The organism is Bacillus sp. FSL L8-0199 (assembly GCF_038005705.1).
GTDB classification, from domain to species: domain Bacteria; phylum Bacillota; class Bacilli; order Bacillales; family Bacillaceae_G; genus Bacillus_A; species Bacillus_A cereus.
Genome location: NZ_JBBOTS010000001.1, coordinates 4,944,507 through 4,969,476 on the forward strand (window position 1 = coordinate 4,944,507; position 24,970 = coordinate 4,969,476).

Sequence of the window (24,970 nt, forward strand, 5' to 3'; positions counted from 1 at the left end):
AGTATTTTCTCCTTGGTTATTTTTTAACCATACCTTTTAATACGAACGCAACGTTTGCTGGACGTTCTGCTAAACGACGCATGAAATATCCATACCAGTCGTTTCCATAAGGTACGTAAACACGCATTTTGTATCCTTCTTTTACTAGCTCAAGTTGACGCTCATTACGAATACCATATAACATTTGGAATTCAAATTGATCCCTTGGAATATTGTGTTCTTCAGCAAGTTTTTTTGTATATTCAATAATCGCTTCGTCATGTGAAGCAATTGCAGTATAATTTCCATTTAATAAGTGCATTTTAATAATTTTTTTATAATTGTCATCTACATCTTTCTTGTCTGGGAACGCCACTTCTTCAGGTTCTTTATAAGCACCTTTTACAAGACGTAAATTCGGATTATAAGCATTTAAATCTTCAATATCTTTTTCTGTACGATATAGGTAAGCTTGAATAACAGTACCAATATTATCGTATTCAGATTTTAATTGTTTAAAGATATCAATTGTTTTACCACAGCGTGTATAGTCTTCCATATCAATGGTAACAAACACACCATTTTCTTTCGCCGCTTCTAAAATACGGCGCATATTGTTCATTACGATTTCATCAGAGATATCTAATCCCATAGAAGTCATCTTTAAAGAAAGCTGCGAATCAAGACCTTCTCTTCCAATTGCACGGATCGCTTCAATCGATTGGTTAGCCATTTCATTTGCTTCCGCTTCATTATCAACGAATTCACCTAAATAATCGATTGTTACGCAAAGACCTTGCTTATTTAATTGTTGAATGGCAGCTGTCGCTAATTCAATCGTCTCCCCTGCGACGAAGCGACCTGCACCAAAGCGTAAACCGTACTTTTTAGCCAGTTTTGTTAGCGCTTTATTTTTAGATAAGAAAAGAAACGAATTTCGCATTAATTGTTCCATGTAATTCACCCCTATGACTGTAATTTATCTGTTTTTTACCCCTCTTCAAAATTATATCATTGTTTAAAATTATTGGATACAAATAATTATTTAGATAATTTATAAAATACTATAAAAACATTTAAAAACCTATATTTCTGCTTATAAATATACCTGAAATATTTTTCGACATTTAGAAAAATGGAGTTTAATAGGCATAAAATAGGCATGTCGAAAATATTCGACATGCCTATAAAATCCTTTATACTCCATGTAAATTATATAAGGATATTAATACAGAAAACTTACGATTATATTTCCCTCAAGTTTTTTTATTGCTCATTTCGCTTCTCTTCATTCAGCCTTTTAATATCTGTAATTAACTGTACCATCTCTTCTTTCGCATCAGGATATGTCTCATTCCAATGCTTCACTAAAGCCGGCATCGTCTTCGCTATGTAAGAATACAGTGCCCACTTCTGCACCTGTTCTTTTCTCTCTTCATTGCTCTCTCCAAGTAATAGTTCCGTGTATTTTTCTAGTAACCCGTCAAATTGTTCATTAAACTTTTCACTCATCTTATCTACCTCCTATATGAAAAAAGCAGCGAAAATCGCTGCTTTTCCTTATAATTTTGATCGAACAGAGTTTAATTTCTTTTCCATCGTGCTTACTTTATCACGACGATCATCGATACGAATTGTTGTTGCAACACGCTGTGCACCTTTCGTATATGGAACTTCATGCATTTGTTGAATTACTTCTAGAATGACAGGAAGATCTCCTTCAATAATTGTATTCATCGGTGTTAATTGATACTTCACGCGATCCGCATTTTTCTCTAGCACCTTTTGTACTTCTGCTACATATTCACTAACACTTGGATTACCTGTTCCTACTGGAATAATCGATACATCAACAATTGCCATAGTAGTCTTCCTCCTATAATCGTTTCTTATATATCCATTGTCTATTTTACCGAAATCCTCATCATTTTACTAATATGTTACTCTTCCACTTTAAACTGCTCGACTAATCTTTCTAAATCTCTCATATGTTCTGTCAAACTTTCCATCGTGTGAGCTACCTTTTCTAAATGATTCACCTGTGATTCCGTTGCAGCATGTACCTCTTCAGAAACAGCTGCACTTTCTTGACTCGTACCAGCAATTGTATGCATTACCGCTGTAATTTCCCCCTGCTCGTAACCTATGTTATGTACCTCTTCTACAATTTTTTCAACTGAAGTACTAATCGTATTTACGACTGACATAATTGTGCGGAACTCCATTTCCGCCTCTGTCGTCACTTTATTTTGCACATCTGCAATGTCTTTCAATTTACTTACAACTTCTACAACCCTTTTTACTTCTAATTGTACATCACCAATCATCGTTGTGATTTCTCCGGTTGCCTCTTTTGATTGTTCTGCTAATTTCCGCACCTCTTCAGCAACAACCGCAAATCCCTTACCTTGCTCACCTGCACGGGCAGCTTCAATCGATGCATTTAAAGCAAGTAAATTTGTTTGATCCGAAATGCCTTTTATAAGCTCAACAACATTTTGAATCGATCCAACTCTTTGTTCTAACTTATCCGATGCTTCTTCTGTATGAACAACAATCGAAGATGATTGTCCCCTCGTACGGATTAAATTCCTCATTGTATTTAATCCTTGCTTAGATGCCTCTTCCGCTTTGCCAGCCACTCCTTTTATTTCACCAACGGAGCTATTCATTTGTTCCACTGACTCCGCCATATTCTCGAGCTGAGCTGAAACTTCATCCACACTATTCGCAAGAGTAGAAGCTCCTCCGCTCACATCATCCATTGCTCCTGAAACTTCTCTACTAGCCGCTACTGTTTCGTTCGTTAAATAATGTAAACTATTCGTTGATTGTTGCACCGTTGATACGCTGTTTTTAATTTTACTTACCATTTCATTCATTTGTTCAACCATATCATTAAAGTGCTTAGTCAACTCTCCAACTTCATCTTTACTTGTCACTTTCATTCGGAGCGTTAAATCGCCTTCTGCTACTTTTTGCACGTGATTCTTTAATAGTTGCAGTGGTCTTGCTAATCTTCTTGAGAACAAGTAGGAAGCTACGATTCCAACTAATAAACTAATACATGCCATTATAATAACTGTATTTCTCGTACTATTTAATAGCCCATCGATCGTTTCTTTCGGATAAAAGATTCCTATCGTCCATTTCATCGTATCAAATGATTGACTATAAACAACTACATCTTCACCTTTTATTGTAGTGACCGCATATTTTGTTACCTCTTTATTTAAGCTCTTTATAAGTGGCTCTTTAGAAACATCTTTCCCTATCTTTTCTGGATAAACAAGAGCCATATTTTTATCATTTATAATAAACATTTCTCCGTCATTATTGTATTGAATATTGTGAAGCAACTTCTGAATCGTCCCAAGCGATACATCCATCGCAACAACGCCTAATACAGATCCATCTTGAGCTGTAATTGCTTTAGAAACACCTACACTTAACTTTCCTGTTGCAATTTCATAAGAAGGTTGTCCCCAATGGACCTTTTTTACATCAGCCTCTGAATCTTTATACCATGGTCTTGTCGTTGGATCGTATCCTTCTGGCACTTGCCCACCTTCAGCAAGATTGGCACTTAATGTTTTTTTATCTTTCGTACCAATATATAAATCTAAAATACCAGGATGATTCTTTTTATACTCTGCAAACTCTTTCGTTAAAAACGCTTCCTCTTCTGGAGTAACCCCACCTTGAAGCATATTACGAATCATCTCACTGTTCGCGTAATACCCCATATCTTCATCCGTTCTTTGAACAAATGTCGTAAGTTGCTCTGTCACAAGATCCATCGCATTTTGAGAATACTCGTCTAAGGAACGCACTTCCTTTTCTTTCTGTAATTGATACACAGCTGTACCCAATATTACGAACATCATAGAAATAAGAACTGAAAACACTACCGCAATTTTTAATCGTAAACTTCTTAACATCTTCCCCCAAGCATCCCCTTCGCATTAAATTGAAATCTTATTAATCATTATATTAAGTATAATAGATAAAATTAAAAAATTGAAATTAATTCTCACCTTAATACAATTAGAAAACGGACTACCACTTGTGCAAAAACAAATAGTTCATTATCCTTAAAATATAATCTCATTCGTTCGGAGGTAACTATGTTACAAAAATTCGGTTTCTCACAATATGAAAGCCAAGCTTACGAAGTTGTCGTATCAAGCAATGAACCATTAGATGCTACAACGATTGTGAAGCATTCAGGTGTTCCAAAAGCAAAAATATATGAAGTGCTAGCACGCCTAATCGATAAAGGAATGGTAATGGATTCTGTTTCAGAAAAGAAAAAACTGTATACAGCATTACCACTAAAGCTAGCAATTGAAAAATTAACGACAGAATTCCAATCAAATATTAAAGAACTGGAAACAAATATATCAAAAAAATCATTTACAGATGACCGTGTGTGGAGCTTAAAGATGCAATCTTCTATTCGAGTTCAAAGTAAAGAACTCATTGAAAGTGCAAAAGAATCAATCCGTATTTCAGCTTGGAATGATACTCTTTTAGAATATCTTCCTTTACTAGAACAAAAAGCAAAACAAGGTGTTCAAATTGAATCCCTTATTGTTGGAGAAGTAGAAACAGACTTAGAAAACATGCATTTTCTAATCCCAGCTGAAGAACCTAATGCATTAGAGCGCTACTTGCTACTCATCGTTGACGATCGTGAAATTTTATTTGCTGGCGTAGAACAAGAGTCATGGCAAGCGATGAAAACAATGTCACAACCTTTCGTAAAGTTCTTTACAGAATTTTTCTATCATGACGTTGCACTTGCAAAGATTACCCAGAAACACCATGACCTCTTTATGGAAGATGAGGAAATTAAGAGTTTGTTAATGAAATTAAGATACTAATTAAATAATAAAAAGGAGTCTAGTTTTTCACTTAGACTCCTTTTCGTTTTGTTCCTTTATCTCCATCAACAGCTCAATGATTTTCTCATTTTGCTCTACCTGTTTCTCTGAATTTTTATAGATGAAACGAACCCATCTAAGTGCAAGAATAATAAGAAACAAAGGGAGCATTGAAATTAGAAGACCAATAATTGAAAAATTCGTATACATATACATCACCTCGCTACATATAAATTCTCCACCTTTCTACTAAAACCTGCAATTTTTTACAAATAAAAAAAGAACCTATCAAACGATAGATTCTTCTTTCACGAACTGAGTAGAGCGTCCTCTCGTAATCGAGAAAATCGCGCAAAGCAGTGCTAATACAATAAAGCCACCGCCTACCCAAGCATTATATATAACAGATGATTTTTCGATAACAACTCCGCCTACTGTTGAACCAAGTGCAATTCCTAAGTGAAGGGCAGAGTTATTTAAACTTTGCTGAATACCAGCTGATTCTGGTGCAATTTCAATTAAATAGTTTTGTTGCGCTGGTGAAATCGCCCAGCTCAGCATACTCCAAAGTCCCATCATAATGATGAAGAGCGGGAATGAGAATGTCATTAATGGCAGTATGAATATTGCACACGCAAATACGATAATGATGGAAATAATACTTTTTTTCGATCCCCATTTATCAGCAAGCCAGCCACCAAAGCCGCCACCAATTACTGCTGCGATTCCGAAAATAAAGTAAAACACACTAATCCAGTTTGCTTCAACATGCATGACATCTTTTAAAAACGGTGTTAAATATGCATACAATGTTAAATGCCCTGTTAAAAACAAAAATGATGTTAACTGTGCACTTACAATTTTTTTATCTTTTAAAGTAGCAAGTTGTTCTTTTATTGATAATACCGATGTCGGTGGTACTTTCGTTAAGAATAATGAAATACAAGCAATTGCCATAACTGTTAATACCGAAATTAATACAAATGGTGCACGCCATCCGTATGCATTTCCGAGTACAAGACCAAGCGGTACTCCAAGCACAAGTGATCCACTAATTCCCATAAAAATGATTCCAATTGCACGCGCACGAAAATGCGGTTCTACTACACTAGAAGCAAGTGTTACCGATAGTGCAATAATTAATGAACCACTCGCCGCACAAATAACCCTTGAGAACATCAGCATTCCGTAATTCACACTAAATGCCGAAATAATATTTCCGATTAAGAAAATCGATAATGCTCCAACATACAATGTTTTTCTTTCAAACTTCCCTGTCAAAGCTAATAAAACTGGACCTGACAAAGCAAATACTACCGAAAATATTGTTATAAGCTGACCAGCTGCACTAATAGATACTCCTAAATCATTGGCAACTAAATCGAGCGTTCCTCCTATAATTAGCTCAACCGTTCCGACTACAAAAGCCGCGATAGCTAAAATATAAACACGAAAATTCAAGTCTTTCCCCACGCTTTCTGTTTTGGTTACTACGACTATAGTAACCAAAACAGAAAATAGACGCAAGTACAATTTTTTTACAGTAAAAAAGGTAGGCGTATAATACGCCTACCTTTTCATCATTCTGTTTCTTTCTTCTTATTTAAACACCAATACACCGGAAGTCCCGTAAATACAATTCCAATCGATAAGAAACAACTTACTGGATCGTTAATAATCGCACTACCAATTACAAAGAACGAACCTAAAATCGCTACGATTGGTACGATTGGGAATAACGGTACACTATATGCACGCTCTTTATTCTTATTACGTTTTCTTAAAATGAAGACACCAATAAACGTCATTACATAGAAAATATAAATAATGAATACGGAAATCTCAGACAGCTTATTTGGATCACTAATAATCATTAAAATAATTCCTAAAATGATTTCAACAGTAATCGCATTTGCTGGTGTTTTAAATCTCGGACTTTCCTTTGCAATAAACTTAGAAAATGGAAGTTGTCCACGCTCTGCCATAGACATTGGGATACGTGGGAACGTTAAAATCTTTCCATTTAAACAGCCGAAAATAGAAACGATAATACCGATACTAATAATTTTTCCGCCATATTCTCCAAGTAACATGCCTGCAGCTGTCGCTGTTGCATTTTCTCCAAGGTCTACAATTTTCGCTGCTGGTAATACATTTAATAATGCCAAGTTAATTAATACGTAAGCAGCCGTTACGATTAAAATCCCTACTGTCATTGCTTTCGGTAATAACTTTGTTGGATTCTTCATTTCTCCACCAATCGAAGCAAGTAAAATCCAGCCGTCATAAGCAAATAACGTTGCTAAAATTGCCATACCGATACTTTGATTTTCCGATATCGGCACAACTACGTTAAAAATATCGCTATTCCCTTTCCAGAAACCTAGCACAACAATTAACACAATCGGAATCATCTTCCCAATTGTCGTGATTGTTTGAACGATACCTCCGTATTTTGTTCCCATACTATTTACAACGCCAAGGAACACAACCGTTCCAATTGCGATTGGTAAATTCCACACTTTATCTAAATAGAAAAAATTAATCATTAAAGAACTAAAGTATAAACCTAATGTTCCGATAATAGCAGGTCCATAAACAATTGTTTGCATCCAACCTGATAAATATCCCAAAAAACTTCCGTAAATCTCCTCTAAATACGTATACAACCCACCATTTTTCGGGATTTGCGCTCCAATTTCAGCAACTGTTAAACCACTTGCTAGCGTCAACAGACCACCAATTACCCAAGCAAGAATGGCCATATTAGAACTCCCCGAGTAATCTAATACGCTCCCTGGTTTCATAAACACACCAGATCCAATAATCGTTCCTACTACGATAGAAAGTGCTACTGTTAAACCAATTTTGTTCTTCTCATCATGATGCATGCTGCGTATCCTCCTTCCAATCCTAGTGTGATGCAAAAATGAAATAAAAAAACACTCCTCCCTAAAAAAGGGACGAGTGTTGTATTCGTGGTTCCACCCTTGTTTCAATTCGTAAAGTAACACACTTCACCAATTTCTCAAGTCTAAATAACGGTTTTTGCCGGCAAGCAATTACTAGATGCTCGTTCACTGCTGCAGTTCAGAGGTGGTAATCCATTTTTCCGTATTAGGAAGCTCGCAGCCAAAGGCTTCCCTCTCTGGAAATCGTAAAAAATTGATCGTGTCCTCATCATCACTTCTTGATGTCGAATTTTGTAGTTATTGTTCATTATATTGAATTGTTAGAAAAAATCAATATATTTTTATATAACATAGGAAATATTTATCTTCTTATATTATAACAGAAGATACAAAACTTCTCTATTTCCCTAAAAATGGTATAATCCATTTAGGAGGTGCACCAATAATGATTGCTGTCTTTTGTATCATCGCTACGTTTCTCTCTGTTCTATTCGCTATCATGCATCGGCACAAGTATCCTGGTTATAGCATTTTAGCGGTAGCTATTATACCAGCTGTTTCCTTCTACGTATTGGGTAAATATCAATATACGGAAGTGTTTATCGGTTTTGCAATCTTCTACTGCGTCTTCGGATACATACTAACAATGAAAAAAATTTTATTAAATCATTAAAAGGGACCGATTTCTGCTAACAGAAATCGGTCCTCTCACGTATCTTTCGGTTGCCCACACGAAAGATACGACTTCATTCAATTATTTCTCATCTTTTTTCATAAAAAACTTATGGTGCGGTAAATCAACATTCAATGCCTCTAATTGTTTCTTTTCATTGTCTAAAATCGCTTTTGCTTTTGTTTTTGTTGCCTCATCTAATCCTGCAAATATATCTTCATGCTTCTCTTTCTCTGGAAGTTTCACACCTAATTTTGTTAATTCTTCTTTTGCTTGCTCATGCGTTAATTTTCCAGATTTCTTTTGCTCTAAAATTGACTTTGCTTTTTCTTTTGCCTGTTCATCTAAGTTAGCAAACATGTCTCCATGTTTACCTTTCTCCGGCATTTTCACGCCTAGCTTTGTTAATTCCTCTTTTGCTTGCTCATGCGTTAATTTTCCAGATTTCTTTTGCTCTAAAATCGACTTCGCTTTCTCTTTCGCCTGTTCATCTAAGTTAGCAAACATGTCTCCACGCTTACCTTTCTCCGGCATTTTTACGCCTAACTTTGTTAATTCCTCTTTTGCTTGTTCTCGTGTTAATTTTCCAGACTTTTCTTGCTCTAAAATCGACTTCGCTTTTTCTTTCGCCTGTTCATCTAATCCCGCAAACATTTCTTTACGTTTTTCTTTTTCTGGAAGCTTTACACCTAGCTCCTGTAACTGTTTCTTTGTATCGTCCATAATCGTTTTTACTTTTTGTTTTGTAGCGGCATCTAAATCTTTTTTCGCTGTTTTTGTCGCTTGCTCAGCTGTTGGAGTATTTGTTGCCGCGAATGCCGGAACACCGACTCCTCCAATGATTCCGAATGATAAAGCACCTGCAATCGCTAAATAACCAACTGTTTTCTTCTTCATAGGAAATTTCCTCCTTCATATTTCTAAAGCATGTACACTTTCGTATACAACGCCAATAGTAATATTGGTTTCTTAAAATTTCCTTAACGATTCAAATAAAAAACACCGCTCGTAATGAGCGGTGTTTCTCTATGCTTTTTGTAATTGTAACTCTTCACGTTCCATTATTTTTCTTAATACAATTGTTTGTGTCATTGTAAATAAGTTACCTGTTATCCAATACAACACAAGTCCTGATGGCGCCGCAAACCCCATAAATAGAATCATTGCTGGCATCATAATTTGCTGCATCTTTAGCATCTGTACTTGTTCTCCAGGTGTAATATTCGATTGGAAAACTTTCATCTGAATAAATGTCGTTAACGCTGCAATAATCGGTAATATATGATATGGATCTGCATGTCCTAGGTTCACCCATAAAAACGAAGATGTGCGAATCTCTTCCGTTCTGCTAATCGCATAATACAAAGCAGAGAAAATCGGCATTTGTATAAAAATTGGCCAGCAACCAGCAAGTGGATTCCAACCGCCTGATTTCATTAGTTCTGACATTTCTTTTTGATACTGCTTTTGTTTTTCAAGGTCTTTGCTTACATCACCGTATTTTTTCTTTAGCTTCTGCAATTCAGGTTGCATTTTCTTCATTTTCGCTTGGCTGCGATATTGCGAAACAGCTAATGGAATCATGGCTGAACGAATAACGAGCGTCATAATAATGATAGCAACCCCGAAGCTAGCTCCCGGTATATGATGAGCAACAAATTGAATCATATACGAGATTGGATATACGAAATAATGGTTCCATATTCCCGTACTATGTGAATCAATTGTGCCTGCATTACTGCAGCCAGATAAAACAAAAACAAGTACTACTGATAAACTAATGAGCGCAGCTCGGTATGATTTTAACATGTTCATTCCTCCAATGTTTCGTAATTATTTAGCGAAACATTGGTGTATACGGACCAACCTCATCATTCTCTTCACTTGATTCTTGTCTGCGTACGGAACGAATCATTCCATATTTATAAAAAATTGAAAATAGCGGTACATTTCCCGCACTATCTTCACATGTATCAACTAACGCAAAAGCTCTTTGTCTACCGCTTGATGCTTGTTGACGCACAAAGCGAGAAACATTAGTAAGGAAGAAAACTTCTAATAAACAAAGTGCTGTCGTTACAAACGATATATATAGAATTGCATCCTGCAATAAAAATTCCATCGCTTCACATCCTTAATAAGGTCATTTTAGCACATCGAGCAAATATTCTCTATTTCCTTTTATTTTCAAAAAAAGTATTTTGCATATTTTCTCAAGAAAACAATAATTAAGAAACGTTGTATTCGCTTTCTTTAGCATATTCACACACATCAATGAATAGGCTTGATTTATTAGAAATTTATAAAATTTTTGCATTATAATAAAACTATTGCCAGTTTTTGAAAAAACCTTTATTCTCTTCTTGTAATCAAAAATGAATATGGAGATGAAACATACTATGGGTCAACTAGGAGACGCCGATTACGTTCCCGACACCGCCTTTTTATCCTTCCCAGCAGCTAAAACATTTCACTTAGAATTTATGATACAGTTGGTTGTTATTTTTATAGCTTCTATTTTGTATGCAATTTCTATGAATATGTTTTTTATCCCGCATAATATGATTAGCGGTGGATTCGCTGGTGTAGGGATGATTATCGGTTATTTAATGCACTACAATATCGGTGCACTTATCTTTTTACTAAACATTCCTCTTCTTATTTTAAGTCACTTTTACTTAGGAAAGAAGACAACCTTTTTAACAGCGTACTTTGTAGCTGTATCATCGTTAGCGATGAACATTATCCCGGTACACCAAGTTTCAGACGATATTTTACTTTCTTCTGTATTCGGTGGTGTTATCTGCGGAGCAGCTTCAGGAATTATATTCCGATTTGCTTCTTCAACAGGTGGTTTTGATGTTGTTGGATTGATTGTAGCGAAATACCGAGATGTTTCAATTGGAGCAATCATATTTGTATTCAACTTAATCTTACTTGTAGCAGCAGGTTTTATTTTCGGATGGGATATTACACTTTATACGTTAATTAGTCGATTTGTAGTCAGCAAAGTTATCGACGCTGTGCATACGAAACATATTAAATTAACGATAATGACTATTACAGAAAAAGGCGAGGAAATAAAAAGCGCACTACTACATCACGGCATACGCGGGGTGACAATGGTAGACGCTGTCGGCGGCTATACAAACCATAAGAAAAAAATGATTTACACTGTCGTGACTCGCTATGAGTTAGGCGAAATGAAACGTATTATCCGTCAAGTGGATAACAAAGCATTTATGAACATTACTGAAACAGTTGAAATTGTCGGCCGTTTCAAACGCATATAAAACCGGTTAATAAATTAAAGGGCATAACATATTATATATGACTAATATGTTATGCCCTTTGTTATTCAACTAACGTACCTTTTAGCATAATAAAATCACTAAGTTTATTACTACAAATCGGAGGATAGCATTCCATATACAATACTATCTGTCCATTCCTCTTTATTCCAAAAATCTTGTATGAAATGGGCTTCCTTTCTCATGCCTATTCGTTCACACAATTTTTGTGAAGCTGTATTACGTGCATCAAGATTAGCCTGTATACGATGTACATTACATTCATTAAATAATTTCAATACCAAACTACTTACTGCTTCTGTTGCCAAACCTCTCCCAGCTACTTCATTTGCAAAACTATAACCAATCTCAACAGTGTCTTTCATATTTGTGTACCATACTGATAAATCACCAACTACTTTAGTTTTGTATATAACTGCCAAACTTAATATTGTTTCTTTAGTAAGTACATTATTTGCTAGCTTCTTATTAAATCTTTTCTGCATGTCTTCATGAGTCCACTTATTATGTAATAGGAACTTACATGTATCATCACTATTATAAATAGCAAATACATCCTGTAAATCAGTACTCTTAAAAGGTCTAATTATTAATCTTTCTGTTGTGAACTCCAAGTTAGCTCTCCTCCCTTACATTCATGCTATAAAACATTTTTTATAGTATTTAAGCCTCATTCTTAGATCTCACCTTGATTACATATTTCATCATAATAAATTAAAATCCTTCTTCCACTAAACTGCACCGTTAATTGTATTTCCTTACGCTTTTTATTTTTTACACTTATTACAAAATCAGATAATTCTATTATTATGTCCCTAAATGTGTTATAATGAAAGCAGACTCACAAAAAAAGAGTATATAGACTTGGAAGTTTCTCTTATTTTACAAGCAAAAAGAAACGAGCAGTCGGGTATATTTCAGACACCATACACGTAACGGTTTAAATAACCGATCATCTTAGTTACTCTTCAATGATCTTTTTATAAAAAGATACGTACAATTAAAACTCACTTCAATATACTATACCTACCTTTTTGACTTCCAAATCATCTTATTACATAGGGAGATGAACATATGAATCAATATATACGATATACAATAGCTGTCCTGTTTGCTATTATCGGCGGAGCAATCTGCTTCTGGACAAACACTCAGCTTGGAGAGAATATCATCTTTAACGGAATTGAAACACTTGTAAGCGCTTCAATTCTAGGCGGATACATTTACTTCCTCTTCAATCCAGAAGAAAATGCTCAAAAAACAATGTTATTAACAATGATTGGAATCGTTGGTGGATGTATTTCCTACTCAATGACAAACTATACATTACCACTTCAATTAAGCTCAGCTTTCTTCCACGGTCTATGGACTTGGTTCATTGCATTCTGCCTAGCAGACGTATTCAACCTATTACAAGACACTGAAGAAGATAGCGGTCGTCAAATTGAAAGTAACTCTTAAGCTGGAAGATACTCTTCCAGCTTTTTATATTGTTTTGCATATCCCCGCATCACGATAAAAAGAAGTTACCCTCACGGCAACTTCTTTCTCACATACCCCATCCAGTACCAACCGGATTATATCAGCGATTCTCCATATATATCGGCGATTTCTCCACTTATATCAGCGATTTTTTCATTATATCGACCGTTCGACACAGGATATCGACTTACCGGCAATTTTCGGCAACCTATTTATGCTCTATACCCTGCCACTACAATAAAAAGAAGCTACCCAACGGCAACTTCTTTTCCACATACCCCACTTCGTATTCACTAAAATATATCAACGATTTTTCAAATATATCGATCATTTCTCCACTTATATCAACGATTTTTTCATTATATCAACGGTTCAACACAAGATATCGATTTAACGACAACCTTCGACACTCGAAACACACCACATACCCTATCCCCCAAGCAACTTACTGCCGAACTCTACGATTAAAAAGATAATTAATAGGATCGCGAGTATCTTTAATGCTACATATGCCACTTTAAAAACAACATAAATGAGCAAGACTATCAAAATAATTGATAAAATTTCCATATCTACTTCCTCCAAGCTTTGCTCTTCTTATCTCATTTTACTCGCCCCGGGCTATTTATGGAACGGCATAAGATGACATATAAAAAAGAGGATACCTCACCCATCGTAAGATACCCTCACCTTCAACTGCTCAAACCATTCTCTTTCTAATTGTAAATATCCCATCTCACTCTTCTCGGCGCTCTCCAATTCTTTATCAGCTTTCTTCATATAAGTATGGGAAGCTTCTAGATCATTCTCTAAATATTTGATAATTCCTTGTGTACGGTAATATCCACTTAGGTCCATTTTTGTAATAGCCTTTGCATGTTCCTTTGCTTCTTGCAAAGAAAGACTATCCATCTGATAAAGGGCTTTATATAAAAGATACCAACTATGAAAACTACTAACGAAAAACTTATTTTCTTTCGTTACAGGTAGTTGAACAATTCGTTCTATATACGGTATCGCTCTTTCCATTCCCTCTTGATCTGCACGAGCAAAAAAGACAAGCATAAGTCTACTCATTATCTCTCTTATCCCTTTATTCTCTTTTATTTTCTCCTCACTCAATTCTACTAATCTTTCATCCCAATCTTTCGGTCTTTTATAACTAAATAACTCACTCGATATTTGAATCTCATATAAATGATTTCTAGCTCTTTCATCATCTTTAATTAAAATAAGAAATTGCATCCCATCACTCATAAGCGTTCCTTTTATCGGCACAATTGTAACCGCAAAGATTGCAAAATGGAAAAAGGAAAAATATAAAAGATATTGATAATAACTCACCATGTATATGTAACCGGAAGTAATACCAAACAGTAAACTCGTAATTGGTCCACCTAAAGTGAGCCACGCCCATTTTTTCGAAAGATTCGGTGTCTCTATAGAAGTTGGTACTAGTGTTGCAACGCCTCCAAAGTACGCCCATAATTTATTTTCTCGAATGCGTAATTTTCCCTTTTCTTTTTGAATAGTAATGGGTCCTACTGTCATAAATTTAAATGTTAAACCACCTATTACACCAAATACTACATGTCCTAGCTCATGAATGGCTAACACTAACAATGAAATTCCAACTATTGCCCATAGGTTCAAAATTACTTCTAATTTCCCAGTTCGGATTACTCCGTATAAAATGGACAGAATTAACGCCACTGTCATTGAGCCAGCTGGCCTTCTTAAAATATCCACCTTTTTCTCCCCTTAATAAATCATTTTCCTCTGCATTTCGTACATGAACTTCCCGAGATGCAATATCCAAATAAATGAGATTAGGCCAATTAATACAAAATCGATATTACTAGCAGCTGTATATATAACGGCAGCCCACCATACATATGCCAATATTGTATTCGTAAATTCATATGCTTTATATCCAGCCTCATGCACAATGTGCTTTAATCCTTCATCTGCATTTTTCGTCCACATTTTCATAGATTCCATATACGTTACACCTTGTTCAGGATATAGCTTATTATAACGATTTTTTGTTATGAGTCCGATAATTACTACTGTAGTTAAACAAGCAATAGAAGCTACTAAATTCCACACCGCAAATGAAACATCTGTATCCTGCAACAGTGCACGTCTACATGTAATAACTGCATATACAAACCATGCCTGCGTAACTATATCACCTACACGTAAATATATACTTATAATGCCTAATTTTCTGCCTTGTACGCTCTCTTCTTCATCGCGTGCCTCTGCTAACATACGTGTATTCTTCCAAGTATAGTACATCATTAAAATTCCAAAAATAGTACATATACCTATAAATGTATTGGATGATAATTTTCTCGGTTCATCCGAGAGTAAATTTAAAGCTATATAAGACGTTAAAAATCCTCCTATCATACTTAATGCTATTTTCCCCACAGAATCAAATTGTTTTTTTCGCTTACTCTTCATCGTCCTCTTCCCCCTCTACTAACGTAAATATTTCCTCCACCGGTACATTGAAAATTTGTGCGATTTTTAACGACAATACGATAGATGGTGCATAATCCCCACGCTCAATTAAACTAATCGTTTGCCGTGATGATCCAATCGCTTTCCCTAAATCCCCTTGTGATAAACGATGCTTTGCTCGCAATTCCCTCACTCGATTTTGAAGCTTCATGTCTTCCCTCTTTTTCATTTATTTAATTAAAATTGTAAATAATATCCTTATATTTGTCAATTATAATTGTCATTACGACTATAATAATTGACAAAATACTTATTTCTTATCCTGTATCAAATTCCTATAAAGAATGTAAAATGTGCATTAAACATAGTCTTAAAAATAAAATAAAAAAGGCAGTGCTTTTGCACTACCTTCCTAAATTCTGACATAGAATGGATTTCATATTAACTTGCGTTTTGTAGTAATACTCGTTTTAACTGCTTACGGAAACGAATACCCAACGTAACCGCTACAATCACAATAACTCCAAAAATGATTTTACCGATATGACCTTCTAGCACTCCAAAGATATCATGTAAGTTTCCACCTAACCAGTAACCACCGATTAAGAAGAATGATACCCAAAATAGAGCGCCTGAATAAATTGTAATGGCAAAACGACGGAATGGTAAATTAATAATTCCTGCAAAGTATCCTGTGAAATGACGTACACCAGGAATAAAGAAACCAATAAAAATTAGGAAGTACCCATACTTATCAAACCACATTCTCGTTAAGTCAATTTTTCTTTGTGTTAAAAATACGTATTTCCCATACTTTTGAATGAAAGGCATACCTAATTTATTTCCTAAAAAGTATTGAATCGTCATTCCTACACTTGTCCCAATAAAGGATAGAATGATTAAAATCGGTAAACTTAAATCACCCTTATGTGCTAAAAATCCCGCATATGCTAATGTTGGCTCTCCCGGAAACGGAAGTGCAATATATTCTAATAGCAAACCGACAAGTACAACATAATACCCGTATTGCTGAAATAATTCATGAATCCATTCCATGTCATCTCTCCTTTCAATCACGTACAACTTCTTACTATTATTGTATAAAAAAATTGTCGAAATAACTATCACAATAGCTTACATTTTTATTACATTTTTGTAAGGGTCACACTAATGATTTTCGTTCTTTATTAAATAGTAAAAATCATTTTTCAATTCGAAATAGCGAAAAGACGCATTAATAACATGCAGATTTTATCCATTTTTTAGCACTAAAAAAGCTCTCTTATTTTGTTCTCAATAAAAAACCATCACAAACTCATGCTAACTTCATATTAGCTTCATATACGTATTGTAAGATTATATCGGAATTTGTTGAAAAATTTAACCAATATATGACTAAGCATTAATTTGAATAAATATAAGTCGTTTTTCGAAATTGAAAAAAGGGTGAATACGAAATGGAAGCATATAAAATGCACGATTTTATTAATACAAATGTTGAATCTCATCAAAATGAAACCGTTTTTAATTTACAAATATGTGAAACAAGTGAATTTGACGTAAGTTTAACAAAATCTACAACACTATCTTTTATCGTTTCAAAAAAGAATATTAAAATTGTCACGAAAAAATGGATTAATTCAAATCAAGAAAGCATGATTGGCAAAAGCTACATCATTCCAACAAAAGCTTTTCACTATTTCTTACCAATCATTTCTGAAAATGAAGATGAGCTAAATATTCAAGTTCAAAGTTTTGGCCTACGTGGTGAGCTTTTATTAAATGAAAGATTACTTATTGATAACAACAAACACAACAGCAAAATCACTACATTCTTTGAAACATTAGATGAAAATGTAAATAAAGCATTACGAGGATTACAACTTCATTGTATGTAAGACTATTACGATAGTAAAAGGAGAATAACAATGAAAAAATTATTATTAAGCGCACTATTATCATTAGGATTTTTGACTCTTCCATTCGCTAGTGCAGAGGCAGCTACAACGAAAGATCAATTAATCGTAGACACTCAGTTAAATAAAATGGATTATTATCAGGATGGAAAATTTATAAAAAGTTTTACTGTCGCTACTGGAAAAGCTGCAACACCTACACCTAAAGGCACTTTTCAAATCGTAAATAAAATTAAAAACCGCCCTTATTATACAGGCAAAATTAAAGGCGGCGATCCACGTAATCCACTTGGTGACCGTTGGCTCGGATTAAATATGGCAGGAACTTACGGAACAACTTATGCGATTCACGGAACTAACAATAATCAAGCAATCGGCAAATGGACAACACTTGGTTGTATTCGTATGTATAACAATGATATACACTGGTTATTTGAGCGCGTTCAGCAGCAAGCTACTGTCACTGTAAAATAGCCTAAAAACAAGATTTATGTGTAGCCAAGAATTTTATGTCTTGGCTTATTTTATTTATTCATTTACAGTAGCAAAACAACTGTATTTACATATATAATAGGAATAGATTTGATTAGCTGATATCTAAACATTGATAAACGTAGATATTAAAATTATACAGTTATAATGTTTTATAAATTTTATAATACATACTATAATAGAACTACTGTAATTCTGAACTATTCAGTAACACTAAACTATTCCCCTTGCTACCTTCATGATTATTTTATAGCGGGGGCTTATTATATGTATAAACAATCTGAGTCACTCGAAAAATGATGAATTCGAATATTGCAGTAAAAAGCGTTATTTAGGAGGTGTTACTATGACGCATATACTGGTGATTGAAGACAACCCAGATATACAAGAACTTATTCGTGAATTTCTAATGGCACAAAACTTTACAGTTGATGTAGTTGGTGCTGGAACAGAAGGTATTCTTCTTTTCCAAAAAAATTCATACGATCTTGTCCTCCTCGATGTAATGTTACCAGATATAGATGGCTATAGTATTTGTAAAATTATGCGAGGACAATCTGATGTACCAATCATTATGTTAACAGGCTTACATAATGAAGAAAGTGAAATTAAAGGATTTGAGTTAGGTATTGATGACTATATTACGAAACCGTTCCATTACACTGTATTTATTAAGCGTGTAGAGGCTGTATTAAGAAGGGCAGCAACGAAGGAAGCAGAAGCTGCAACTATACTACAATTCCATGAATTGATGTTAAACTCTACAGCATATGCAGCTTATGTTCATGGTAATCAAATTGAATTGACAACAAAAGAATTTGAAATTATTTATACTTTACTGCAAAATCGAGGAAAAGTATTATCAAGAAGTGATTTGTTGAATAAGGTATGGGGCTATGAACATTATGGTGATGTAAGAGTTATAGATACACATATTAAAAACTTAAGAAAAAAATTAGGAATTCCTTATATTAAAACGGTGAAAGGCATTGGCTACAAAATCGAATCGTAGCAAAGACAACATCACCAAAAATATTTTCATCAAAACCTTATTATTTTGTATTCTTTTATCACTTTGCCTTTATCAAATTATTTACTTTCTAGCTTCAAACTACGATAAAGAACGTTTTGCGAAAGAAAATGGAACGCCGACTACAGAACAGGCCGATTCAGATAAGCAAAACGACGGAAGTAAAACGAAGCAAAATAAAGCTGTGTCAGAGGAGAGCATTTCTAATTTCCAATCTTCTATTATAGATTATAAATCTCTTTCTACAGCTATCAATCACCTTTTGCAGCCTAGCCAAACTGTAAAGGCAAAAGAACATACACAAAATCTTTCGGGGAAAAATAGCACTTCTAATCCGCCTACAGAAGCAGAAAAGAAAGCCGCTAATAATGATGCCTTACATACACAAAATGCAGCAAGTAAAACAAATGATACAAATGATAATCCAAAGTTAGCAGATGCGTTGCAGCAATTAGCTCCACATATTGGCGCGACAATGCTTGCATTATCACTACTTGGATCTTTAATTTATACAAAACTAATTGCCAAACCTTTTCAATATATGAGCGATGCTTTAAAAGATATTATGAATCTTGATTTCTCAGATAAAAAGCTACTTAACAAAAATGCAGATCAAACAGATTTTAATTTGCAAGTAGCTGCTTCACAAGTACCAAATATTGTGAAGAATTTACATGAAAGCAATCAAGATTTAAGAAACGAGCTCAAGAAGGAACAACAATTAGAACAATCTCGTAAAGAATTTATGTCTATGGTGTCCCATGAATTAAAAACACCAATCGCAGCCGTTATGGGACAACTAGATGGCATGATTCACGGAATTGGAGCTTATAAAGATAGAGATAAGTATTTGAAACGTTCCTACGAGATGATGCAAGACATTAACATATTAACGGAAAAAATGTCGGAATTATCCAAAATACAAAACCCTCAATTTAAACCGAATTTAGAAGTCATTTCTTTATCTAATATTATTGAGGATGTTATGAAGAAAGTAGATTACTTTGTATCTGTAAAACAATTAAATGTACAATCTAATATTAAACACGACGTACAAATTTTAGCTGATCCTAAATTTATTCAAACTGCTATTTTTAACATTATTTCAAATGCAATTCATTATACAATTGACCATCAGCACGTATATATAAAGCTTTATGAAAAACCAAATGGTTATGCATTAGAAGTATTAAATACAGGTTCACAAATTGATGAAGATAAACTTGCTCATTTATTTGAACCTTTTTATCGCGCAAACCCTGATAAACACGGTTTAGTACAAGGTAGTGGTCTTGGATTATATATCGTGAAACAAATATTAGATAAACATCAGTTTCCTTACGGGATACAAAACACAGCTCAAGGTGTAAAATGCTCCATTGTATTCCCAAAAGCAATGTAACATTCACTATAATTACATACCCCAAACTCATACTTCATGTGTGAGTGGCGGAATTTTGTAGAGTGTCTTACTCTGTTTCGTTCGCCCGTTATCCTTATTTGGATAGCGGGCGTTTTTTATTACTTAAAAGGAGGATTTTTTATGGAAAAGTTTAAATATTCATTGCTCGTTTTATTCGGTGCTTGCAGCTACGGCATACTTTCAACTATTTTCAAACTCGGATTCATAAATGGATTTTCAGCACATCAACTACTAGGGGGACAATATGTCTTCGGATGGATTGGACTATTTCTACTCGTTCTTTTCTTTTCACGTCATAAAGTAACAAAAAAACAATTTTTTTCATTACTAACCGTCGGAACAACAATGAGTATGACTGGGATTTTTTACGCTATTTCTGTAGAAGAACTACCCGCATCTATCGCTGTCGTCCTACTCTTTCAGTTCACTTGGATTGGTGTCATTATTGAAGCAATTGCAAATCGAACATTTCCAAGCCGCGATAAGATCATATCTATCCTTATTTTATTTGCTGGTACATTGTTTGCAGGTGGTGTATTTGAAGGCCTCGGACAAAGTTTTTCTACGAAAGGGATTATCTTTGGGCTATTAGCTGCTGTCTCTTTTTCATTCTATGTTTTTGCGAGCGGGCGCGTCGCTACGGATGTTCCGCCTTATACGAAAAGCTTTCTTATGACAACAAGTGCTACTCTTATCGTATGCCTATTCTTTCCGCCAACCTTTTTAACAGACGGTGCTTTGCAAGCTGGCCTATGGAAATATGCTTTCTTCCTCGGATTATTCGGCGTTGTTGTACCTGTCATTTGTTTTTCAATCGGTGTACCAAAGGTTGGAACAGGGCTTGGTACAATATTAGGTGCAGCTGAATTACCAACTGCTATTATTGCTTCTATTACACTTGTACATGAAGTCGTAACGTTCATGCAGTGGATTGGAATTATTTTTATATTGGTTGGGATTTTCACTCCTCAGCTGCTTACGGCTAGGAAAGAAAGGAAACACAATCGCGTGCACAGCGCTTGAAAAAATACAGAATTTATATAAAAGATATAACTGCAACTAAAATAAGTAAATTTATCTGGAGGTATAAATGACTATTTTAAGCATCGTATTTTTTGCTATTATGTGTATCTTCTTCCTAATAAGATATATGAAAGAAAAGAAATTTTACGATTTACTTCTCGTTCCCGTTTGTATATATGCAGGAGCAGTGAAAACTCCTTTCGTAGAGTACTTAAACTTTAATACTACATTTAAAATAACGTATGATATTGCAGCTATTATTCTTGTAATCCTTGCTGTACTTTTCTTTTTGAAAGATAAGAAAGAGAACCATACTGCATAACAAAAGACCTTTCATTTACTTGAAAGGTCTTTTTCTCTATCTCATTTTACCGCTCCATACAGCTTCTCTATCTCATGCTCAATTTGTTTTACATCGATTCGCTCAAATAATGGCTGTACGCTATCAATTCTACTTGGCAACGTATTTTGCGGTTCCCAATTTTGTTTCACAATCGACAATGTGTTTCGAACTCTTTCACTTGAAAATGGTAAAAATGGCTCAAGGAGATGGGCAAAATTAACGATAAGATACACACAGTTATAAATCGTTTCTTCACATGAAACTGGATCATCTTCTCTTTGTTTCCAAGGCTGCTTTTCATCAAAATATTTATTTGCAAAACGTACTGTATCAAATATTGTTTCTAGCGCCACCTTAAATTTAGTTTGCTCAATCGCCTCTCCTACCTGTTTATATAATCCTTCTACTTTATCTTTCAGCTCTACTTCAATACTTCCTTTCGGCACGATACCACCATAATATTTTTCAATAAACTTTAATGTCCGGTTCACAAAGTTCCCGTATGCACCTAATAATTCACTATTATGACTGTAAATAAATTCCCGCCATGAAAAATCAGTATCGCGATTTTCTGGTGCGTTGACGGTTAAAAAGTAACGAATAGAATCTGGATCATAGCGTTCTAATATGTCAGGCACCCATACTGCCCAGTTTTTACTTGTAGATAATTTTCTTTTTTCAACTGTTAAATATTCATTCGAAACGATATGACGCGGGATTGCTTCCTCCCCTATTCCAAGTAATACCGCTGGCCAAATGACGGAATGAAACGGAATATTATCCTTTCCGTGCACATAATATGTTTTCGCTTCGCTATCCCAAAACTCTTGATCATCTTTCCCTGTTTCTTCAACCCAATGTTTACTCGCTGAATAATAGCCTGTCACTGCTTCAATCCATACGTAAATTTTCTTATCTTCATACCCTTCTACTGGAATTGGTACCCCAATTGGTAAATCACGTGATACGGCCCTATCTAGTAATCCTTCCTTTACATACCTCTCTGTTAGTTGAATCGCATTGTCGCGCCATGTCCCTGTTTGTTTGGCAATTTCTACAGTCCTTTTAATTTGCTGCTGAAATGTATGCAATGCAAAATAGAAATGCTCTGTTTCCTCTACAGATGGCGTACTACCACATAACTTACATTTCTTCTCTAACAAATCGAGAGGATCTAAAATAGCTGAACACGCATCGCATTGATCTCCTCTTGCTGCTTCATGGCAATGTGGACATATTCCTTCTACATAACGATCCGGTAAAAACTGCGTACACGTTTCACAATACGCTTGTTCCACTGTTTTTTTATAAATATGTCCTTCTTCTAATAAACGTAAAAAAACATTTTGAACCGTTTCATGATGGTGCTCACTATCTGTACGTGTATAGCAATCATAAGTAAAACCAAGGCTACGAAAACATCGTTCAAACCCTTCATGATACTTATCAGCAATTTCCTTCGCTGTCACACCTTCTTGTTTTGCTCTAATTGCAATCGGTGTTCCATTACAATCACTCCCTGAAACATACAGCACATTCTCACCTTTTGCCCTGTAATAACGCGCTAAAATATCTCCAGGTAACAAACTCGCAATATGGCCAAGGTGTAACGAACCATTTGCATACGGCCAAGCGCCTCCAATAAAAATACTCATCTTACATTCCTCCTTTTAAATATAAAAAGCCCCGCCCTTATCTTAAAAAAGATAAGGGCGGGGCTGTATAAACAGTCGCGGTACCACCTTATTTCGCCAATTACTCACATAATTAGCCTTAACAAGTACGGAGCTATATGCTCTTATACTGTGGTTTTGATAACGAGTACCAACTCTCGTCGCCGCCTACTATTATCATTTGATAAGTTCAGGACGAAGCTCAAAGGCCATTGTTCAAATGAATATTCTTGCTTCTTCTCAGCTACCGAAGCTCTCTGGAAAGAATGTGTTCATCCTACTTTTCCTTTTCAACGCTTTTACGTATAAAAAGTATTGTACGACTTAATCACAGAAAAATCAAACTTTTATTCAGAAAGAAAAGGAAATCCCATCCCCCTGCCGAATAACTATACGTTCACAAAAGGAGTGATAACATTGAACCCAAAACAACTAAGCACTATAAATGCAAAAAGCTGGAATACAGCTGCTTATGAAGCTTGGACGAATCGCCACGGGGCACCAGCTGATTATGCGAAAAAAATCATGAAAGATCCCACGCGCGAAGTAGCACATTATTTACCTTACATACAATCTCCAAAAGGAAAATGTATTATTAATTTACTCGGCTCAAAAGGAAATAAAGCTGTCGCACTCGCTCTTTTAGGAGCTGACGTAACAGTTGTTGATATTTCAGCAAGTAATGCAAAATATGCAAATGAACTTGCGGAAGCCGCAGGCGTCTCTATTCATTACATCGTTTCTGATGTACTAGATGTAAATCTCTCCAAATCATTTGATATCGTATTACTGGAACTTGGTGTACTTCATTACTTTCTAGATTTAAAACCACTTTTTACAACAATCTCTCAACTACTAAAGCCCGGTGGAATACTTATCCTTCGCGATTACCATCCAATATATACAAAGCTATTAGGAGTAGACCATCCATCATTTCGAGCAAGTGGAAATTATTTCGATGAAGAATTAATTGAAGATGATGTTGCTTATAGCATCCTTCTTACAGAAGCACAGAAAGAATCGCTACCTAAAACAACCATCCGTCGCTGGACGTTAGGAGAAATTATTACAACACTCGCGGAAGAACATTTTAAAATTGAAAAACTAGTTGAAGAACACGGACCTCATCAAAGATGGCTCTTCCCTTCTGCTGCACCGGAAGGAATCGAAGAACGTATCCCTGGTCTATATACAATAATTGCGACAGCATGCAAAAAAGGATCCCTTCACGGATAGGATCCTTTTTGCATGCTCACGCATATAAGTTGAGGTTGGAGATTACCATAATTCTGTAGAATAGGACACAAGATATTTCAACATTTCGTCTCTGACTTACGTCGTCAAAAAGGGGTATGACC

Annotated in this window: 28 protein-coding genes and 2 other annotated features; of the genes, 11 read left to right on the forward strand and 17 right to left on the reverse strand. The window is 35.1% G+C overall.

Translation table 11 applies throughout. The features are described 5' to 3' along the window. Positions 1 to 16 precede the first annotated feature (16 nt). From NST86_RS25650 to NST86_RS25665, 4 genes are all read right to left on the reverse strand, one after another. Positions 17 to 934, reverse strand: coding sequence for a proline dehydrogenase family protein (locus tag NST86_RS25650; protein WP_000436785.1), 918 nt, complete (start codon positions 932 to 934; stop codon positions 17 to 19). A gap of 311 nt (positions 935 to 1,245) precedes the next feature. Continuing rightward, positions 1,246 to 1,491, reverse strand: a complete 246-nt coding sequence (locus NST86_RS25655) for a YusU family protein (protein ID WP_001290594.1) — start codon at positions 1,489 to 1,491, stop codon at positions 1,246 to 1,248. 48 nt (positions 1,492 to 1,539) lie between these two features. Further along, complete coding sequence (locus NST86_RS25660; RefSeq protein WP_001018860.1) at positions 1,540 to 1,842, reverse strand: MTH1187 family thiamine-binding protein; 303 nt, start codon at positions 1,840 to 1,842, stop codon at positions 1,540 to 1,542. Between the two features lie 77 nt (positions 1,843 to 1,919). Then, positions 1,920 to 3,920, reverse strand: a complete 2,001-nt coding sequence (locus NST86_RS25665) for a methyl-accepting chemotaxis protein (protein ID WP_000946367.1) — start codon at positions 3,918 to 3,920, stop codon at positions 1,920 to 1,922. A 186-nt stretch (positions 3,921 to 4,106) separates the two neighbouring features. On the opposite strand from NST86_RS25665, the gene NST86_RS25670 reads away from it, so the two are divergent. Next, positions 4,107 to 4,865, forward strand: coding sequence for a TrmB family transcriptional regulator (locus tag NST86_RS25670; RefSeq protein WP_000939479.1), 759 nt, complete (start codon positions 4,107 to 4,109; stop codon positions 4,863 to 4,865). A gap of 27 nt (positions 4,866 to 4,892) precedes the next feature. On the opposite strand, the gene NST86_RS25675 is transcribed toward NST86_RS25670, so the two are convergent. The 3 genes from NST86_RS25675 to NST86_RS25685 form a co-directional block, all read right to left on the reverse strand. Next, complete coding sequence (locus tag NST86_RS25675; protein WP_000288473.1) at positions 4,893 to 5,075, reverse strand: hypothetical protein; 183 nt, start codon at positions 5,073 to 5,075, stop codon at positions 4,893 to 4,895. 78 nt (positions 5,076 to 5,153) lie between these two features. After that, positions 5,154 to 6,338, reverse strand: coding sequence for an MFS transporter (locus NST86_RS25680; protein ID WP_002001400.1), 1,185 nt, complete (start codon positions 6,336 to 6,338; stop codon positions 5,154 to 5,156). A 107-nt stretch (positions 6,339 to 6,445) separates the two neighbouring features. Then, positions 6,446 to 7,756, reverse strand: coding sequence for an APC family permease (locus tag NST86_RS25685; RefSeq protein ID WP_000546303.1), 1,311 nt, complete (start codon positions 7,754 to 7,756; stop codon positions 6,446 to 6,448). A gap of 65 nt (positions 7,757 to 7,821) precedes the next feature. Further along, positions 7,822 to 8,058: a binding site (T-box leader), on the reverse strand. A 164-nt stretch (positions 8,059 to 8,222) separates the two neighbouring features. Here NST86_RS25685 and NST86_RS25690 point away from each other — a divergent pair. After that, complete coding sequence (locus NST86_RS25690; RefSeq protein WP_000562238.1) at positions 8,223 to 8,450, forward strand: hypothetical protein; 228 nt, start codon at positions 8,223 to 8,225, stop codon at positions 8,448 to 8,450. A gap of 81 nt (positions 8,451 to 8,531) precedes the next feature. Here NST86_RS25690 and NST86_RS25695 read toward each other — a convergent pair whose 3' ends face one another. From NST86_RS25695 to NST86_RS25705, 3 genes are all read right to left on the reverse strand, one after another. Continuing rightward, positions 8,532 to 9,347, reverse strand: coding sequence for a hypothetical protein (locus tag NST86_RS25695; protein WP_000730878.1), 816 nt, complete (start codon positions 9,345 to 9,347; stop codon positions 8,532 to 8,534). 129 nt (positions 9,348 to 9,476) lie between these two features. Then, complete coding sequence (locus NST86_RS25700; RefSeq protein ID WP_000920519.1) at positions 9,477 to 10,259, reverse strand: membrane protein insertase YidC; 783 nt, start codon at positions 10,257 to 10,259, stop codon at positions 9,477 to 9,479. A 28-nt stretch (positions 10,260 to 10,287) separates the two neighbouring features. Further along, on the reverse strand, positions 10,288 to 10,572 hold the full coding sequence (locus NST86_RS25705) for a hypothetical protein (RefSeq protein WP_000394936.1): 285 nt from the start codon (positions 10,570 to 10,572) through the stop codon (positions 10,288 to 10,290). Positions 10,573 to 10,849: 277 nt separating this feature from the next. Here NST86_RS25705 and NST86_RS25710 point away from each other — a divergent pair, with 277 nt between their 5' ends. Beyond that, positions 10,850 to 11,743, forward strand: coding sequence for a YitT family protein (locus tag NST86_RS25710; protein WP_000530044.1), 894 nt, complete (start codon positions 10,850 to 10,852; stop codon positions 11,741 to 11,743). A gap of 110 nt (positions 11,744 to 11,853) precedes the next feature. Here NST86_RS25710 and NST86_RS25715 read toward each other — a convergent pair whose 3' ends face one another. Continuing rightward, a complete protein-coding gene (locus NST86_RS25715) occupies positions 11,854 to 12,375 on the reverse strand; it encodes a GNAT family N-acetyltransferase (RefSeq protein ID WP_016118849.1) in 522 nt (173 codons plus the stop codon). A 460-nt stretch (positions 12,376 to 12,835) separates the two neighbouring features. On the opposite strand from NST86_RS25715, the gene NST86_RS25720 reads away from it, so the two are divergent. Continuing rightward, positions 12,836 to 13,222 carry a DUF3938 domain-containing protein gene (locus NST86_RS25720; RefSeq protein ID WP_001077763.1) on the forward strand — a complete coding sequence of 129 codons (387 nt, stop codon included), beginning with the start codon at positions 12,836 to 12,838 and terminating at the stop codon, positions 13,220 to 13,222. A 450-nt stretch (positions 13,223 to 13,672) separates the two neighbouring features. On the opposite strand, the gene NST86_RS25725 is transcribed toward NST86_RS25720, so the two are convergent. The 5 genes from NST86_RS25725 to NST86_RS25745 form a co-directional block, all read right to left on the reverse strand. Further along, positions 13,673 to 13,813 (reverse strand): DUF3985 family protein, encoded by a 141-nt coding sequence (locus NST86_RS25725; protein ID WP_000404758.1) that lies wholly within the window; start codon positions 13,811 to 13,813, stop codon positions 13,673 to 13,675. Between the two features lie 96 nt (positions 13,814 to 13,909). Next, entirely contained in the window at positions 13,910 to 14,962 is a 1,053-nt protein-coding gene (locus NST86_RS25730) for a cytochrome c oxidase subunit II (protein ID WP_044795035.1), read from the reverse strand. A gap of 42 nt (positions 14,963 to 15,004) precedes the next feature. Beyond that, a complete protein-coding gene (locus NST86_RS25735; RefSeq protein ID WP_000837710.1) occupies positions 15,005 to 15,712 on the reverse strand; it encodes a DUF3169 family protein in 708 nt (235 codons plus the stop codon). Then, complete coding sequence (locus tag NST86_RS25740) at positions 15,702 to 15,923, reverse strand: helix-turn-helix transcriptional regulator (RefSeq protein ID WP_000776168.1); 222 nt, start codon at positions 15,921 to 15,923, stop codon at positions 15,702 to 15,704. Before NST86_RS25740 ends, NST86_RS25735 begins: the two co-directional genes overlap by 11 nt. Positions 15,924 to 16,153: 230 nt before the next feature. Continuing rightward, complete coding sequence (locus NST86_RS25745) at positions 16,154 to 16,768, reverse strand: DedA family protein (RefSeq protein ID WP_000454754.1); 615 nt, start codon at positions 16,766 to 16,768, stop codon at positions 16,154 to 16,156. 401 nt (positions 16,769 to 17,169) lie between these two features. On the opposite strand from NST86_RS25745, the gene NST86_RS25750 reads away from it, so the two are divergent. From NST86_RS25750 to NST86_RS25775, 6 genes are all read left to right on the forward strand, one after another. Next, positions 17,170 to 17,610, forward strand: coding sequence for a DUF3978 family protein (locus tag NST86_RS25750; RefSeq protein ID WP_000388768.1), 441 nt, complete (start codon positions 17,170 to 17,172; stop codon positions 17,608 to 17,610). Between the two features lie 30 nt (positions 17,611 to 17,640). Next, positions 17,641 to 18,102: a L,D-transpeptidase gene (locus NST86_RS25755; RefSeq protein WP_000735058.1), complete on the forward strand. Its 462-nt coding sequence runs from the start codon at positions 17,641 to 17,643 to the stop codon at positions 18,100 to 18,102. Between the two features lie 364 nt (positions 18,103 to 18,466). Further along, on the forward strand, positions 18,467 to 19,132 hold the full coding sequence (locus tag NST86_RS25760; protein ID WP_000148833.1) for a response regulator transcription factor: 666 nt from the start codon (positions 18,467 to 18,469) through the stop codon (positions 19,130 to 19,132). Then, positions 19,110 to 20,552, forward strand: coding sequence for a sensor histidine kinase (locus NST86_RS25765; protein WP_016118851.1), 1,443 nt, complete (start codon positions 19,110 to 19,112; stop codon positions 20,550 to 20,552). The genes NST86_RS25760 and NST86_RS25765 overlap by 23 nt, the downstream gene beginning before the upstream one ends. 141 nt (positions 20,553 to 20,693) lie before the next feature. Beyond that, complete coding sequence (locus NST86_RS25770) at positions 20,694 to 21,596, forward strand: EamA family transporter (RefSeq protein ID WP_000410483.1); 903 nt, start codon at positions 20,694 to 20,696, stop codon at positions 21,594 to 21,596. 67 nt (positions 21,597 to 21,663) lie between these two features. Continuing rightward, on the forward strand, positions 21,664 to 21,918 hold the full coding sequence (locus tag NST86_RS25775; protein ID WP_000154132.1) for a hypothetical protein: 255 nt from the start codon (positions 21,664 to 21,666) through the stop codon (positions 21,916 to 21,918). Positions 21,919 to 21,959: 41 nt separating this feature from the next. Here NST86_RS25775 and metG read toward each other — a convergent pair whose 3' ends face one another. Continuing rightward, positions 21,960 to 23,594, reverse strand: coding sequence for a methionine--tRNA ligase (metG, locus tag NST86_RS25780; RefSeq protein ID WP_061663180.1), 1,635 nt, complete (start codon positions 23,592 to 23,594; stop codon positions 21,960 to 21,962). A 50-nt stretch (positions 23,595 to 23,644) separates the two neighbouring features. Next, positions 23,645 to 23,915 (reverse strand) — a binding site (T-box leader). Positions 23,916 to 24,029: 114 nt separating this feature from the next. Between metG and NST86_RS25785 the strand changes: the two genes are divergently transcribed. Beyond that, positions 24,030 to 24,848 carry a class I SAM-dependent methyltransferase gene (locus NST86_RS25785; RefSeq protein WP_061663179.1) on the forward strand — a complete coding sequence of 273 codons (819 nt, stop codon included), beginning with the start codon at positions 24,030 to 24,032 and terminating at the stop codon, positions 24,846 to 24,848. The last annotated feature ends 122 nt before the right edge of the window (positions 24,849 to 24,970 follow it).

What these genes read in the sequence shown, in the direction of transcription:
- NST86_RS25660 (WP_001018860.1), bottom strand. Translation starts at nt 1,842, where the DNA reads ATGGCAATTGTTGATGTATCGATTATTCCAGTAGGAACAGGTAATCCA.
- NST86_RS25695 (WP_000730878.1), bottom strand. Translation starts at nt 9,347, where the DNA reads ATGAAGAAGAAAACAGTTGGTTATTTAGCGATTGCAGGTGCTTTATCA.
- NST86_RS25755 (WP_000735058.1), top strand. Translation starts at nt 17,641, where the DNA reads ATGAAAAAATTATTATTAAGCGCACTATTATCATTAGGATTTTTGACT.
- NST86_RS25745 (WP_000454754.1), bottom strand. Translation starts at nt 16,768, where the DNA reads ATGGAATGGATTCATGAATTATTTCAGCAATACGGGTATTATGTTGTA.
- metG (WP_061663180.1), bottom strand. Translation starts at nt 23,594, where the DNA reads ATGAGTATTTTTATTGGAGGCGCTTGGCCGTATGCAAATGGTTCGTTA.
- NST86_RS25650 (WP_000436785.1), bottom strand. Translation starts at nt 934, where the DNA reads ATGGAACAATTAATGCGAAATTCGTTTCTTTTCTTATCTAAAAATAAA.
- NST86_RS25725 (WP_000404758.1), bottom strand. Translation starts at nt 13,813, where the DNA reads ATGGAAATTTTATCAATTATTTTGATAGTCTTGCTCATTTATGTTGTT.
- NST86_RS25760 (WP_000148833.1), top strand. Translation starts at nt 18,467, where the DNA reads ATGACGCATATACTGGTGATTGAAGACAACCCAGATATACAAGAACTT.
- NST86_RS25730 (WP_044795035.1), bottom strand. Translation starts at nt 14,962, where the DNA reads ATGACAGTGGCGTTAATTCTGTCCATTTTATACGGAGTAATCCGAACT.
- NST86_RS25770 (WP_000410483.1), top strand. Translation starts at nt 20,694, where the DNA reads ATGGAAAAGTTTAAATATTCATTGCTCGTTTTATTCGGTGCTTGCAGC.
- NST86_RS25675 (WP_000288473.1), bottom strand. Translation starts at nt 5,075, where the DNA reads ATGTATACGAATTTTTCAATTATTGGTCTTCTAATTTCAATGCTCCCT.
- NST86_RS25735 (WP_000837710.1), bottom strand. Translation starts at nt 15,712, where the DNA reads ATGAAGAGTAAGCGAAAAAAACAATTTGATTCTGTGGGGAAAATAGCA.
- NST86_RS25750 (WP_000388768.1), top strand. Translation starts at nt 17,170, where the DNA reads ATGGAAGCATATAAAATGCACGATTTTATTAATACAAATGTTGAATCT.
- NST86_RS25775 (WP_000154132.1), top strand. Translation starts at nt 21,664, where the DNA reads ATGACTATTTTAAGCATCGTATTTTTTGCTATTATGTGTATCTTCTTC.
- NST86_RS25655 (WP_001290594.1), bottom strand. Translation starts at nt 1,491, where the DNA reads ATGAGTGAAAAGTTTAATGAACAATTTGACGGGTTACTAGAAAAATAC.
- NST86_RS25690 (WP_000562238.1), top strand. Translation starts at nt 8,223, where the DNA reads ATGATTGCTGTCTTTTGTATCATCGCTACGTTTCTCTCTGTTCTATTC.
- NST86_RS25700 (WP_000920519.1), bottom strand. Translation starts at nt 10,259, where the DNA reads ATGTTAAAATCATACCGAGCTGCGCTCATTAGTTTATCAGTAGTACTT.
- NST86_RS25740 (WP_000776168.1), bottom strand. Translation starts at nt 15,923, where the DNA reads ATGAAGCTTCAAAATCGAGTGAGGGAATTGCGAGCAAAGCATCGTTTA.
- NST86_RS25665 (WP_000946367.1), bottom strand. Translation starts at nt 3,920, where the DNA reads ATGTTAAGAAGTTTACGATTAAAAATTGCGGTAGTGTTTTCAGTTCTT.
- NST86_RS25670 (WP_000939479.1), top strand. Translation starts at nt 4,107, where the DNA reads ATGTTACAAAAATTCGGTTTCTCACAATATGAAAGCCAAGCTTACGAA.
- NST86_RS25720 (WP_001077763.1), top strand. Translation starts at nt 12,836, where the DNA reads ATGAATCAATATATACGATATACAATAGCTGTCCTGTTTGCTATTATC.
- NST86_RS25705 (WP_000394936.1), bottom strand. Translation starts at nt 10,572, where the DNA reads ATGGAATTTTTATTGCAGGATGCAATTCTATATATATCGTTTGTAACG.
- NST86_RS25685 (WP_000546303.1), bottom strand. Translation starts at nt 7,756, where the DNA reads ATGCATCATGATGAGAAGAACAAAATTGGTTTAACAGTAGCACTTTCT.
- NST86_RS25710 (WP_000530044.1), top strand. Translation starts at nt 10,850, where the DNA reads ATGGGTCAACTAGGAGACGCCGATTACGTTCCCGACACCGCCTTTTTA.